General features: G+C 77.3%; 1 protein-coding gene (cut by a window edge). It reads right to left on the bottom strand.

The window, feature by feature from the left end:
* Positions 1–3 precede the first annotated feature (3 nt).
* On the bottom strand, positions 4–15,030 hold the 3' portion of the coding sequence (locus BOQ63_RS04935) for a type I polyketide synthase (protein WP_499503667.1). Its footprint extends 13,239 nt past the window's final position; only the last 15,027 of its 28,266 coding nucleotides appear in the window; its start codon lies off the right edge, out of view — the gene reads right to left on this strand; the stop codon is at positions 4–6.

Raw genomic sequence — 15,030 nt, 5'->3', positions numbered from 1 at the left:
CCGTCAGTCCTGGGCGTGGTCGGGGTCGTTGCGCAGGGCGGCCTGCACCAGGTCGTCCAGGTCCATCGCGTCGATGGCGTCGTCGTCCTCGGCGTCCTCGGCGGCCTCACCGTCCGCGGCGCCGTCGGCGAGCTTCAGCAGCTCGTCCAGCACCCCGCTGCGCCGGAGCCGGTCCAGCGGGACGGACTCGAGGAGGGCCCGCAGGCGGTCCCGCTCGGGTTCGGCGTCCCTGCTGTCCTGGCCGGGTCCGGTGAGCAGCAGGCCGAGCAGGTGCTCGGCGAGCTCGCTCGGGCTCGGGTGGTCGAAGACCAGCGTCGGGGAGAGGTCGAGGCCGGTGGCGGCGCCGAGCCGGTTGCGCAGTTCGACGGCGCCGAGGGAGTCGAAGCCGAGGTCCCGGAAGGCCTTGTCCGGGCCGACCGCCTCGATACCGGGCAGTCCGAGCACCTCGGCGGCCCGGCCGCGGACCAGTCCGAGCACGGTGGCGGCGCGGCGCGCCGGGGGCAGTCCGGCGAGTTCGGCGCGCAGTTCGCGGCCGTTCCCGGTGTCGCCGCCGGGGCCCTGGGGCTCGGCGTAGCCGGGCAGCTGGGCGAGCAGACGACTCGGCCGGACGGCGGTGAAGGCGCGCACGAAGCGCTCCGGGTCGACGTCGGCCACCAGGGTGGTCGGGGCGTCGTCCAGGACGGTCCGGCGCAGCGCGCTGACCGCGGCGGCCGGGTCGAGCGGCCGGATGCCGGTGCGGCGGGCGGCCTCGGCGGCCCGGGTGTCGGCGGCCATGCCGCCGCCGCCCCAGGCGCCCCAGGCGATCGAGGTGGCCGCCCGCCCGTGGGCGCGGCGGCGCTCGGCGAGGGCGTCGAGGAGGGCGTTGGCGGCCGCGTAGTTACCCTGGCCCGGGTTGCCGACGGCGGCCGAGGCGGAGGAGAACAGGGCGAAGACGGCCAGGTCCTGGTCGGCGGTCAGTTCGTCGAGCAGCAGCGCCGAGGCGGCCTTGGCCCGGTGGACGGCGGTGAAGCGGTCCGGGTCGAGGCCGTCGATCACGCCGTCGTCGAGGACGCCGGCGGCGTGGACGACGGCGCTGAGCGGCTGGTCGGCGGGCACCGCGGCCAGGACGGCGGCGAGCGCCTCCCGGTCGGCCACGTCGCAGGCCGTGATGGTGACGGTGGCGCCGACGGCGGTGAGGTCCTCGCGGAGTCCGGCCGCGCCGGGGGCGTCGGGGCCCCGGCGGCTGAGCAGGAGGAGGTGCCGGGCCCCGGCGGCGGCGAGGCCGCGGGCGACCTCGCCGCCGAGCGCGCCGGTGCCGCCGGTGATCAGCACGGTGCCGGTGGGTTCCCAGAGGCCCTGGTCGTCGCCGGATCCGCCGGGGGTGGCGGCCAGCCGGCGGGCGAACAGGCCGGTGCGGCGGACGGCGAGCTGGTCCTCACCGGCCGGGTCCGCCAGGACGGCGGCCAGCAGGGCCGCGGCGTCCCGGTCGACGGTTCCCGGCAGGTCGATCAGCCCTCCCCAGCGCTGCGGGAGTTCGAGGGCGGCGACCCGGCCGAGTCCCCAGACCGCGGCCTGCGGCAGGCCGGTGACGCGGTCGCCGGGGGCGGCCGCGACGGCCTCCCTGGTGAGGCACCACAGCGGGGCGCCGATCCGGGCGTCGCCGAGGGCCTGGAGGAGGGTGGCGGTCCGGGCCGGTCCGGCGGGCGTGCCGTCCGCGGTGCTCTCGTCGAGCGCCAGGAGGGACAGCACTCCGCTGAATCCGCGGCCCGCGTCCGGGAGTTCGGCGAGCTTCTCGGCGAGGCGGGCGCGGTCGAGGCCGGCCGCGACGGTCAGCCGGGCGGTGTCCGGGCCGAGCGCGCCGAGCACGGTCTGCGCCCAGACGTCGTCGCCGTGGCCGGCCGGCAGCACGGCCAGCCAGGTGCCGGCCGGGGCGCCGGAGCGGGCCCGGTCGAGCGGCTGCCAGACGATCCGCCGACGGAGGGCGTCCACGGCGGCCTGCTCCTCGCGCCGGTCGTGCCAGTCGCGCAGCGCTGGGAGGACCTTGGCGAGCGCGTCGCCGTCGACGTCGAGGGTGTCGGCCAGCGCGTCGAGGGACTCGGTGCGCAGCACCGTCCAGAACTCCCCGTCGGCGGTGGCCGGGGCCGGAGCCGGGGTGGGCTCGGGCCAGTAGCGCTGCCGCTGGAACGGGTAGGTGGGCAGGTCGACCCGGCGGGCGCCGGTGCCCTCGAAGACGGCGGGCCAGTGCGGTGCCAGCCCGTCGGCGTGCAGCCGGGCGACGGCGGTCAGCAGGGTGGTCCGTTCGTCGCGGCCGTGCCGCAGGGCGGTCGCGGTGACCACCGGGCGGGCGGGGTCGGCCTGGTCGGCCCCGCCGGCCTGAACCAGGGCGGACAGCACGCCGTCCGGCCCGAGTTCCAGGTGGCGGCGCACGCCGCGGGCGGCCAGGGTGGCCAGGCCGTCGGCGAAGCGGACGGCCTCCCGGACGTGCCGGACCCAGTAGTGCGCCCCGGTCTCCCCGGTGACGAGCTCACCGGTCAGGTTGGAGACGAGCGGGATGCGCGGGGCGGTGTAGGCGATGCCCCGGGCGGTCCGCTCGAAGTCGTCGAGCATCGCGTCCATGTGTACGGAGTGAAACGCATGGCTCACCCGCAAACGCCTAGTCCTGCGTCCGTCGGCCGCCAGGCCGGCGGCGATGCGCTCGACGGCGTCGGCGTCGCCGGAGAGGACGACGGCGCGCGGGCCGTTGACGGCGGCGATCGACACGCCGTCCGTCAGCAACGGCAGCACCTCCTCCTCCGCCGCCTCGACCGACACCATCGCTCCCCCACCGGGCAGCGCCGACATCAACCGCGCCCGGGCCGCCACCAGCGTGCACGCGTCCTCCAGCGAGAACACCCCGGCCACGTGCGCGGCCGCCAGCTCCCCCACCGAATGACCCACCACGAAGTCCGGCCGCACACCCCACGACTCCACCAGCCGGAACAACGCCACCTCCAGCGCGAACAACGCCGGCTGCGCGAACCCCGTGTCATCCAGCAACCCCGCCTCCACCGACCCCTCCACCGCGAACAACACCTCACGGAGGGGGCCGGCGAGCCGGCCCTCGAAGCCGGCCAGCACGGCGTCCAGCGCCTCGGCGAACACGGGCTCGGAGGCGTACAACCCGCTTCCGGCGCCGGGGCGTTGCGACCCCTGGCCGGGGAACAGGAAGGCGGTCCTCGCGCTCCGGGCCGAGCCCTGGACGGCCTCGCCGCCGGGGTTCCCGTCGGCGAGGGCGCGCAGGCCCCGGACGAGTTCCTCCCGGTCGGCGGCGAGCAGCACGGCCCGGTGGTCGAGCAGGGCGCGGGTGGTGGCCAGCGAGTGGCCGAGGTCCCGTACGGTCAGGCCGGGGTGGCCGGCGAGCCGGTCGAGCAGACGGGCGGCCTGTTCGCGCAGCGCCTCCGGGGTGGCGGCGGAGAGCGGGACGGGCAGGGTCCGGTCGTCCGGACGGTCCCCGGCCGCCGGCGGCGGCTCCTCGGCGGCCTGTTCGAGGATCACGTGGGCGTTGGTGCCGCTGGCGCCGAACGCCGAGACGCCGGCCCGGCGCGGGCGGCCGCTCTCGGGCCAGTCGCGGGCCTCGGTGAGCAGCTCGGCGGCGCCGGCGGTCCAGTCGACGTGGGCGGACGGCGTGTCCAGGTGGAGGGTGCGCGGCAGCAGGCCGTGCCGCATGGCCAGCACCATCTTGATCACCCCGCCCACTCCGGAGGCGGCCTGGGTGTGGCCCAGGTTGGACTTCAGCGCGCCGATCAGGACCGGCCGCTCGCGGTCCTGGCCGTAGGTGGCCAGCAGCGCCTGGGCCTCGATCGGGTCACCCAGCCGGGTGCCGGTGCCGTGCGCCTCGACGGCGTCCACCTCACCGGGTGTCAGGCCGGCGCCGGCCAGCGCGCGCCGGATGACGCGCTGCTGGGACGGCCCGTTGGGCGCGGTGATGCCGTTGGACGCGCCGTCCTGGTTGACGGCGGAGCCGCGCAGCACGGCCAGTACCCGGTGGCCGAGGCGTTCGGCGTCGGAGCGCCGTTCGACCACCAGGACGCCGACGCCCTCGGACCAGCCGGTGCCGTCGGCCCCGTCGGAGAAGGCCCGGCAGCGCCCGTCCGGGGACAGCGCGCCCATCTCGCCGAACTCGACGAAGCCGACCGGGCTGGACATCACCGTCACGCCGCCGGCCAGGGCGAGCGAGCACTCGCCGGCGCGCAGCGCCTGGGCGGCGAGGTGCAGGGCGACCAGCGAGGAGGAGCACGCGGTGTCCACGCTCACCGACGGCCCCTCCAGGCCGAGGGTGTAGGAGAGCCGGCCGGAGAGCAGGCTCGCGGACTGGGCGGTCTCGACGTGGCCGAGCTGGCCGATGGCGGGCCGGTAGTCGCCGCTGCCGCCGCCGACGAACACGCCGGTGTCGCCGCCGCGCAGGCCGGCCGGGTCGATCCCGGCGCGCTCCAGCGCCTCCCAGGCGGTCTCCAGCAGCAGGCGCTGCTGCGGGTCGACGACCAGCGCCTCGCGCGGCGAGACGCCGAAGAAGGCCGCGTCGAACTCGGCGGCGTCGTACAGGAATCCACCGTGCCCGGTGACGCTGCGGCCGCGGCCGTCGCGGTCGCCGTGGGCGAGCCGGTCGAGGTCCCAGCCGCGGTCGGTGGGGAACGGCCCGATGGCGTCCGTGCCGTCGAGCAGCAGCTGCCAGAGGTCCTCGGGCGAGCGGACGCCGCCGGGGTAGCGGCAGCCCATGCCGACGATCACGATCGGGTCGTCGGTGTCGACGGCCGCGACCGGGCGTTCGGCCTCCCCCGCCTCGTCGAGGAGTTCGGCCCGCAGGTGGGCGGCCAGGGCCGCCGGGGACGGGTAGTCGAACACCAGGGTGGCGGGCAGCTTCAGGCCGGTCGCGGTGCCGAGCCGGTTACGCAGGTCGACGGCGGTCAGCGAGTCGAAGCCGAGGTCCTTGAAGGGGTGCCCGGCGGGGACGTCGTCGGCGTCGGCGTGGCCGAGCACGGCGGCGGCCTCGGCCCGGACGAGTGCGAGCAGGGCCTCGGTGCGCTCGGCGGCGGACCGGTCGCGCAGGTCGGCGCGCAGTGCCTCGGCCCGGGCGGATCCACCGCCCGGCTGCTGCGGCTCCGCGGTGCGCCGGGCCCCGGGCAGTTCGGCGAACAGCCGGGTGGTCCGGGTCTCGCCGAAGGCGGGGGCGAACCGCTCCCAGGTGACCTCGGCGACGGTGACGGCGGCCGGGCCGTCGGCGGCCGCCGCCAGTGCGGTCAGCGCGCGCTCGGGGGCGATCGGCGGCAGCCCGTTGGCGCGCAGGTGAGCGGCGAGGGAGTCGGGGGTGCTGCCGGTCCAGGCGCCCCAGGCGACGGCGAGTGCGGCCCGTCCGGCGGCCCGGCGGGACTGGGCGGCGGCCTCCAGGAGGGCGCCGGCGGCGGCCTCGTCCGCCCGGCCCTTGACGCCCCAGGTGCCGGCGATGGACCCGAACAGCAGGAAGGCGTCGAGCGGCCGGTCACCGAGCGCGGTGTCGAGCGCGGCGAGTTCGGCGAGCAGCCCGGCGAGCTGCTCGTCGGGTGTGCCCGGCGCGGCGGTGCGGCCGGTGTGCAGGACGGCGGTGAGCTCGGGCCGGCCGAGCGCGGAGGCCAGGGCGGCGGGGTCGCCGGGCGCACCGGTGACGACGCTCAGTCCGGCGCCGTGCCCGGCGAGTTCGGCCTCGATCCGCTCGACGGCGGACGAGCCGTCGGCCGTGTCCTCCGCGGTGAGCAGCACCACCTGCCGGGCCCCGTTGCGGGCGAGCCAGCGGGCCGTGGGCGCCGCGTGGCCGTCCGGGTCGCCGATCAGCAGGACGGTGCCGTGCGGGGTCCAGGGGCGCGCGTCGGCGTCCGTGGTGGCGCGGACCAGGCGCCGGGCGAAGGCGCCGGAGGGGCGCAGGGCGAGCTGGTCCTCACCGTCGGGAGCGGTCAGCAGGGCGCGCAGCCGGGCCGCGGTGCGGGTGTCGGGGGCCTCGGCGAGGTCGACCAGGCCGCCCCAGCGCCGCGGGTGCTCCAGCGCGATGACCCGGCCGATGCCCCAGGCGGCGGCCTGGGCGGGGCGGTCCGGGGCCTCGGTGTCGCCGACGGCGACGGCTCCCCGGGTGAGGCACCACAGCGGCGCCTCGATGCCGGCCTCGCCGAGCGCGGCGAGCAGTTCGTCCGGCCGGGCGAGCCCGGTGGGCAGCGTGTCCTCGGCGGCGAGCAGCGAGATCACGCCGGTGACCGCCCCGGCGTGCGGCGCGAGCCGTTCGACCAGCGCGGCGCGGCCGTCCCGGCCGGTCTCCAGGCGGAGCACGTCCGGGCCGAGGGCGGTGAGCGCCGCCGTGGTCCACGGGTCGTCGGCCCGGCCGGCCGGCAGGACGGCCAGCCAGCCCTCGGGCAGGGCTTCCGGTCCGGCGGGGACGGCGTACGGCCGCCAGGCGGCGCGGTAGCGCAGCCGGTCGGCGTCGGTCCGGGCGCTCTGCCGGCGGCGCCAGGTGGACAGTGCGGGCAGCAGTTCGGCGAGCGAGCTGTCGTCCGCCAGTCCGAGGGCGGTGCCGAGCGCGGCGGTGTCGGCGCGTTCGACGGCGGACCAGAAGGCGGCGTCCGCCGGGTCGCCACCGGCCGCGGCGGGTTCGGGGGCGCGCTCGGGCCAGTACCGCTCGCGCTGGAACGGGTAGGTGGGCAGGTCGACGCGGGCCGCGCCGGTGCCGGCGAGCAGTGCGGTCCAGTCGACCGGCACGCCCGCGACGTGCAGCCGGGCGAGCGCGGTGACCAGGGTGTGCTCCTCCGGCCGGTCGCGACGGCAGCTCGGTTCCACCACGCAGTCGTGCTCGCCGGTGGAGCGCTGGGCGAGCGCGCTGAGCACGCCGTCCGGGCCCAGTTCCAGCAGGGCGCCGGCGCCGGCGCCGAGCAGGGTGGCCAGGCCGTCGGCGAAGCGGACGGTCTCGCGGACGTGGCGCACCCAGTAGTCCGCGTCGGTCGTGCCGCTGACCAGCTCTCCGGTCAGGTTGGAGACCAGCGGGATCGACGGCGCGTGGTACGTCAGACCGTTGAGGACGGCACGGAAGTCCGCCAGCATCGGGTCCATCAGCGGCGAGTGGAAGGCGTGCGACACCCGAAGCCGGCTGGTCCTCCGCTCGGCGAAGTGCTCGCCGAGCGCCTCCACGGCCTCCTCCGCACCGGAAACGACCACCGAGGTGGGCCCGTTCACGGCGGCTATGGACACCGACTCGCCCAGCAGCGGCCGGACCTCCTCCTCCGTCGCCTCGATCGCCAGCATCGCGCCACCCTCCGGAAGCGCCTGCATCAACCGGCCACGCGCCGCCACCAGCGCACACGCGTCCGCCAGCGAGAACACCCCCGCCACGTGCGCGGCGGCGATCTCACCGATCGAGTGACCGGCCACGAACTCCGGCCGCACGCCAAGTGATTCGACCAGCCGGAACAGCGCCACCTCCACCGCGAACAACCCCGCCTGGGCGAAGTCCGTCCGGTTCAGCAGCTCCGCGTCCGCACCCCACACCACCTCCCGCAGCGGCTGGTCCAGGTGCTGGTCCAGCCGGGCGCAGACCGCGTCGAAGGCCTCCGCGAACACCGGGAACCGGGCGTACGACTCGCGGCCCATGCCGAGCCGCTGCGAGCCCTGCCCGGAGAACAGGAACGCCACCGCCCGGTCCGTGGCGAGGCCGCGCGCGACCTCGACGCCGTCCAGCAGCACCGCCCGGTGGGCGAGGGAGGCCCGGCCGGCGGCCAGCGAGTGGGCCACGTCGAGCGCGGACACGCCCTCGACCGCGGCGCCGAGCCGGGCCAGCGAGGCGTCCAGCGCGGCCTCGGACCTGGCGGACACCACCCAGGGCGCGGCACCGGCCCGCACCGGAACAACGGCGGCCGGTGCGGCTTCGGGAGCCGGTTCGGCCGGAGGGGCCTGTTCGAGCAGCACGTGCGCATTGGTGCCGCTGACCCCGAAGGCCGAGACGCCGGCCCGGCGCGGGCGGCCGGTCTCCGGCCACTCCCGGGCCTCGGCCAGCAGCTCGACGGCGCCGGCCGTCCAGTCGATGTGCCGCGAGGGCGTGTCGACGTGCAGGGTGCGCGGCAGGACGCCGGCCCGCAGGGCCAGCACCGTCTTGATCACCCCGGCCGCACCGGCCGCCGCCTGGGTGTGGCCCAGGTTGGACTTCACCGACCCGACCAGCAGCGGGAGTTCACGCTCCCGCCCGTACGCGGCCTGCAGGGCGTGCGCCTCGATCGGGTCGCCGAGGGCGGTGCCGGTGCCGTGCGCCTCGACGGCGTCCACCTCACCGGCGGTCAGGCCCGCGTCGGCCAGCGCCGCGCGGATCACCCGCTGCTGGGCCCGGCCGTTCGGGGCGGTCAGCCCGTTGGAGGCGCCGTCCTGGTTGACGGCACTGCCGCGCAGGACCGCCAGCACCGGGCGCCCGTTGCGGAGGGCGTCGGAGAGCCGCTCCAGCACGAGGACGCCCGCACCCTCGGACCACGCGGTGCCGTCGGCGGCGTCGGCGAAGGCCTTGCAGCGGCCGTCGGCCGCCAGTCCGCCCTGCGCGGTGAACTCGACGAAGGCGTCCGGGCTGGACATCACCGAGGCGCCGCCGGCCAGGGCCAGCGAGCACTCGCCGGCGCGCAGCGCGCGGGCGGCCAGGTGGAGCGCCACCAGGGCGGAGGAGCAGGCGGTGTCCACGGTGACGGCCGGGCCCTCCAGCCCGAGGGTGTAGGACAGCCGGCCGGAGAGCACGCTCGCGGTGTTCCCGGTGGCGGCGTGGCCGCGCACGTCGGCGGTGCCGCGGCGCAGCACGGTCAGGTAGTCCTGGCCGTTGGTGCCGACGAACACGCCGGTGTCGCTGCCGCGCAGCCGGTCGGGGGCGATGCCGGAGCGCTCCAGCGCCTCCCAGGAGGTCTCCAGCAGGAGCCGCTGCTGCGGGTCCATCGCCAGGGCCTCGCGCGGCGAGATGCCGAAGAAGCGCGCGTCGAAGCGGCCGACGTCGTCGAGGAAGCCGCCGTGCAGGGTGGCCGAGCCGCCCTGTCCGAGGGCGTCGAGGTCCCAGCCGCGGTCGGTGGGGAACGGGCGGACGGCGTCGGCGCCGTCGGCCAGCAGCCGCCACAGGTCCTCGGGGGTCTCGATGCCGCCGGGGAAGCGGCAGGCCATGCCGGTGATCACCACCGGGTCCTCGGCGACCGGGCGCGGGGCCGCGGTGCGGCCCGTCTCCGGCAGGCTTCCGAGGAGTTCGGCGAGCAGGTGGGCGGCGAGGTCCGCCGGGGTCGGGTGGTCGTAGACCAGGGTCGCGGACAGGGTGAGCCCGGTGGCGGCGGTGAGCGTGTTGCGCAGTTCGACGGTGGTCAGCGAGTCCATACCGAGCTCGGTGAAGGCCTGGTCGGCGCCGATTCCGTCGCCGCCGGCGTGGCCGAGGACGGCGGCGACCCGGCTGCGTACGAAGTCCAGCAGGAAGCGTCGGCGGGCCTGCTCGGGCAGCTCGGCGACGCGCTGCCGCAGCCCGGACTCCGGGGCGGCGTCGGCGCGGCGCCCGGCCGGCCCGGCCAGGTCGGCGATCAGCGGGAACGGGCGTTGGGCGGTGAACACGGCGGCGAAGCGCTGCCAGTCGATGTCGGCGACGGTGAGCGCGGTGTCCTGGTGGTCGAGGGCGTGGCCGAGGGCGGCCAGGGCGCGCCCGGGCGCCATCGGCGCGTATCCGCCCCGGCGGACCCGCTGTTCGACCCCGCTGCCGGCCCCGGCCATCCCCTCGCCGGCCCACGGGCCCCAGGCGATCGCGGTGGCGGGACGGCCGTCGGCTCGCCGCTGTTCGGCGAGGGCGTCGAGGTGGGCGTTGGCTGCGGCGTAGTTGGCCTGGCCCGCGGCACCGAGGGTGCCGGCGGTGGAGGTGAACAGGACGAAGGCGTCGAGGTCGGCCTCACGGGTCAGGTCGTCCAGGTGCCGGGCCGCGTCGGCCTTGGGCCGGAGCACCTCGGCGAAGCGGTCGGCGTCCAGGGTGTCGAGGGTGCCGTCGGCCACCACGCCGGCGGTGTGGAACACCGCGCTGAGCGGCCGGTCGGCCGGTACGGCGGCGAGGACGGCCGCGAGGGCGTCGCGGTCGGCGACGTCGCAGGCGACCAGGGTGGCCTCCGTCCCGAGGGCGGCGAGGTCGGCGCGCAGCCGGTCGGCGCCCGGGGCGTCGGCGCCGCTCCGGCTGAGCAGCAACAGGTGTCCGGCGCCCCGTTCGGCCAGGTGGCGGGCGAGATGGCCGCCGAGGCCGCCGGTGCCGCCGGTGATCAGCACGGTGCCGCGGGGCGCGTACGGCCGGGTGGCCGGCCGGTCGCCGATCGGGTGCCGCACCAGGCGGCGGGCGAAGGTGCCGGAGGCGCGGACGGCGAGCTGGTCCTCGCCGTCGGTGCGGGTGAGCGCGGCGGCCAGTCGGCGCAGCACGGTGTCGTCCGGCTGCGCGGTGCCGTCCCGCTGCCCGGACGGCTCCGACGGCTCCGACAGGTCCGGCAGGTCGACCAAGCCGCCCCAGCGGGCGGGCAGTTCGAGGGCGGCGGAGCGTCCGAGGCCCCAGACGGCGGCCTGCCGGGGATCGGCGGGCCGGTCGGAGCGGCCGGTGGAGACGGCGCCGCGGGTGAGGCACCACAGCGGGGCCGACAGGTCGGCGTCGCCGAGGGCCTGGACGGCGGTGGCGGTGGCCGCGAGCGGGTCGCTGCCGAGGGCGAGCAGGGAGAGCACGCCGGTGAACCCGTCGCTCTCCCGGGCGGCTGCGCGCAGGAGTTCGGCGAGCGCGGCCCGGTCGGCACCGGCCGGGGTGATCAGCGGTACGGGCTGGTCAACGACCCGCTCCAGCCACGGCACGGGCTCGGTGGCGAGGACCAGCCAGCGGCCGGCCGCCGGGCCGCTGCCGGTGCTGCCGGTGCTGACGGCGGCGTCGAGCGGGGTCCAGGAGGCGCGGTAGCGCCATGCGTCGACGGCCGCGTGCTCGCGCCGGCCCCGGCGCCAGCCGGCCAGCGCGGCGACGGTGTCCCGGTCGAGGTCCAGTCCGGCGTCGAGGGCGCTCAGGTCGCCCTGGTCGACGGCCGCCCAGAACGCGGCGTCCACCGGATCGGTGCCGGCCGGCGCGGGCCGGCCGGCCTCGGGCCAGTAGCGCTGCCGCTGGAAGGGGTAGGTGGGCAGGTCGGTGCGGCGGGCGCCGGTGCCCTCGAAGACGGCGGGCCAGTGCGGCCGGGTGCCGTGGACGAAGAGCGTGGCCAGCGCGGTGCCGAGGGTGGGGACTTCGGGCCGGCCGCGGCGCAGCGCGGCGGCGCCGGGGAGCGCGCCGTCGTCCCCGAGGGTGTCCCGGGCCGCGGCGGTGAGGGTGCCGTCCGGCCCGAGTTCGAGCAGCAGTCCGGCGCCGCGCCCGGCGAGGGCGCGGACGGCGTCGGCGAACCGGACGGTGCCGCGCACCTGCCGGACCCAGTAGTCGGGGGCGCCGAGGTCCTCGGCGCCGGCGGGCGCTCCGGTCACGGTGGAGATCAGCGGGATCGCCGGGGCGTGCCGGGTGAGGGCCGCCGCGACCCGGGCGAAGGCGTCGAGCATCGGCTCCATGTGCGGAGAGTGGAAGGCGTGCGAGACCCGCAGCCGCCTGGTCCGCCGGTCGCCGAACCCGGCGGCGATGCGCAGGACTTCGCTCTCGTCGCCGGAGAGGACGACGGCGCGCGGGCCGTTGACGGCGGCGATCGACACGCCGTCCGTCAGCAACGGCAGCACCTCCTCCTCCGCCGCCTCGACCGACACCATCGCTCCCCCACCGGGCAGCGCCGACATCAACCGCGCCCGGGCCGCCACCAGCGTGCACGCGTCCTCCAGCGAGAACACCCCGGCCACGTGCGCGGCCGCCAGCTCCCCCACCGAATGACCCACCACGAAGTCCGGCCGCACACCCCACGACTCCACCAGCCGGAACAACGCCACCTCCAGCGCGAACAACGCCGGCTGCGCGAACCCCGTGTCATCCAGCAACCCCGCCTCCACCGACCCCTCCACCGCGAACAACACCTCACGGAGGGGGAGTCCACGGTCGGGGCCGGCACCGTCCGGGTCCGGTCCCACGAGGTCGAAGCGGGCCAGCACCGCGTCCAGCGCCTCGGCGTAGACCGGGTACCGCCGGTACAGCTCACGGCCCATGCCGGCGTACTGGCTGCCCTGGCCGGTGAACAGGAAGGCCAGGCCGCCGCCGACCGGCCGGCCGGTGACCAGGGCCGCGTCGGGCAGCCCGTCGCGCAGGGCGGTGAGGGCGCGGCGCAGGTCCACCGGGTCAGCGGTGCTGACGGCGGCCCGCCGGTCGAGCGCGGCCCGGGTGGTGGCGAGCGAGAACGCCAGGTCGGCGAGCGGCGGTTCGGGCTGCCGGTCCAGGACGGCGAGCAGTCGGGCGGCCTGGTCGCGCAGCGCCTCGTCGGTGCGGGCCGAGAGCACGACGGGCAGGGCCTGGCCCTCCTCCGGCGCGGCGGCCGGCGGCATGCCGGGGCCCTGTTCCAGGACCACGTGCGCGTTGGTGCCGCTGAGGCCGAAGGAGGAGACGCCGGCCCGGCGGGGGCGGCCGGTGTCCGGCCAGTCACGGGCCTCGGTGAGCAGCTCGACGGCGCCGTCGCTCCACTCGACGTGGCTGGACGGCCGGTCGATGTGCAGGCTGGCCGGCACCCGGCCGTGCCGCATGGCGAGCACGGTCTTGATCACCCCGGCGACCCCGGAGGCCATCTGGGTGTGGCCCAGGTTGGACTTCACCGAGCCGAGCAGCAGCGGGAGTTCGCGGTCCTGCCCGTAGGTGGCCAGCAGCGCCTGGGCCTCGATCGGGTCGCCGAGGGCGGTACCGGTGCCGTGCCCTTCCACCACGTCGACCTCGCTCGCGGCCAGCCGGGCGTCGGCGAGGGCGGCGCGGATGACGCGCTGCTGGGACGGCCCGTTGGGGGCGGTGAGGCCGTTGGAGGCGCCGTCCTGGTTGACCGCCGAGCCGCGCACCACCGCGAGCACCGGGTGGCCGAGGCGTTGGGCGTCGGAGAGCCGCTCGACCAGGACCAGGCCGACGCCCTCGGCGAGGCTCATGCCGTCGGCGGCCTCGGCGTAGGCCTTGCAGCGGCCGTCGGCGGCCATCGCGCGCTGGCGGCTGAAGCCGACGAAGGCGTTCGGGGTGGCCATCACGCTGACGCCGCCGGCCAGTGCGAGGCTGCTCTCCCCGTTGCGCAGCGACTGGCAGGCCAGGTGCAGGGCGACCAGCGAGGAGGAGCAGGCGGTGTCGAGGGTGACGGCCGGGCCCTCGAAACCGAAGGTGTAGGAGATCCGGCCGGACAGCACGCTGGGGATGGTGCCGGTGACCAGGTGGCCCTCGGCGCCGTCCTGGACGGAGTCGCCGGGGGTGTAGTCCTGGTAGCTGGCGCCGATGAAGGTGCCGGTGCGGCTGCCGCGCAGCGCGGCCGGGTCGAGCCCGGCCCGCTCGACCGCCTCCCAGGCGCTCTCCAGCAGCAGGCGCTGCTGCGGGTCCATCGCGATCGCCTCGCGCGGGGAGATGCCGAAGAAGGCGGCGTCGAAGTCGGCGACCTCGCGCAGGAACCCACCGCGCACCGAGTAGGTGCGGCCGGGCGCGTCCGGGTCCGGGTCGTAGAGCCCCTCGGTGTCCCAGCCGCGGTCGGCGGGGAACTCGGTGATGGCGTCGCCGCCGGCGGCGACCAGTTGCCAGAGGTCATCGGGGGAGGCGACGCCGCCGGGGTAGCGGCAGCTCATGCCGATGATGGCGATCGGCTCGTTCGTGGTGGCCGGGCCGGTGTCGGGCACGGGTGCGGCGGCGCCCGTCCCGGCGATCCGCTCGCGCAGGTGGCGGACCAGGGCGCGCGGGTCGGGGTGGTCGAAGACCAGGGTGCTGGGCAGGGTCAGTCCGGTGGCGGCGGCCAGCCGGTTGCGCAGGTCGACGGCGGTCAGCGAGTCGAAGCCGACGTCGCGGAAGGCCCGCTGCTCGGACAGCACCTCGGGCGAGGCGTGGCCGAGCGTGGTGGCCGCCTCGGCGCGGACCAGGTCCAGCAGCCGGCGCTCCTGCTCGGCGACCGGCAGGGCGCGCAGCCGGGCGGCGAACTCGCCGTCTCCGGTGGCCTGCCGGCCGGCCTCGGCGAGCCGTCGCACCTCGGGGACGTCCTCGAACAGCGCGGTGGGGCGGCCGGAGGTGAAGACCGGGTGGTACCGCTCCCAGTCGACGTCGGCGATAACCAGCACCCGCTCGTCCCCGTCGAGGGCCTGGCGCAGCCCGTCCAGGGCGAGGGCCGGGTCCATGAAGACCAGTCCGCTGCGGCGGATCTGCCCGGGGTCGACCCGGCCGAGCTTGAGGTCGTCGGCCCAGATGCCCCAGGAGACGGCGGTCGCCCGGCCGCCGCGGGCGCGGCGGTGCTCGGCGAGCGCGTTGAGGTAGGCGTTGCCGGCGACGTAGGCGGCGTGCCGGCCGCTGCCCCACATCCCGGCCGTGGAGGAGTACAGCACGAAGGCGTCGAGCTGGTCGTCGGGCAGGAGTTCGTCCAGGTGCCTGGCTCCGGTGGCCTTGGCGTGCAGGACCTTGGCGAAGGCCTCGGGGGTGGTCTCCTCGATGGTCAGCAGCTCGATGACGGCGGCGGTGTGCACCACGGTGCGCACGGGGTGGCCGTCGGCGGCCAGGGCGTCGAGCATCCGGGCAACGGCGTCCCGGTCGGTGAGATCGCAGGCGACCATCGCGGCCTCGCAGCCGAGGGCGGCGAGCTCGGCGAGCAGCTCGGCGGCGCCGGGGGCGTCCGGGCCGCGGCGGCTGGTCAGCACGATCCGCTCGGCGCCGTCGGCGGCGAGCCGGCGAGCCAGGTGCGGGGCCAGGGTGCCGGTGCCGCCGGTGATCAGGACGGTGCCGCGCGGCGCGGCCGCCGGGCGGGCGGTCGCCGGTTCGGCCCGGACGATCCGGCGGGCGTACGCGCCGGACGGGCGGATCGCCACCTGGTCCTCGTCGGAGCCCGCGAGGGCACCGGCCAGCACGGCGGCCAGCCGTTCGCCGCCGCGTTCGTC

Source organism: Streptomyces viridifaciens (assembly GCF_001888885.2).
Lineage (GTDB): Bacteria > Actinomycetota > Actinomycetes > Streptomycetales > Streptomycetaceae > Kitasatospora > Kitasatospora aureofaciens.
The sequence above is the reverse complement of the archived record's forward strand: the minus strand, read 5'-3'. Positions and strand labels throughout refer to the sequence as shown.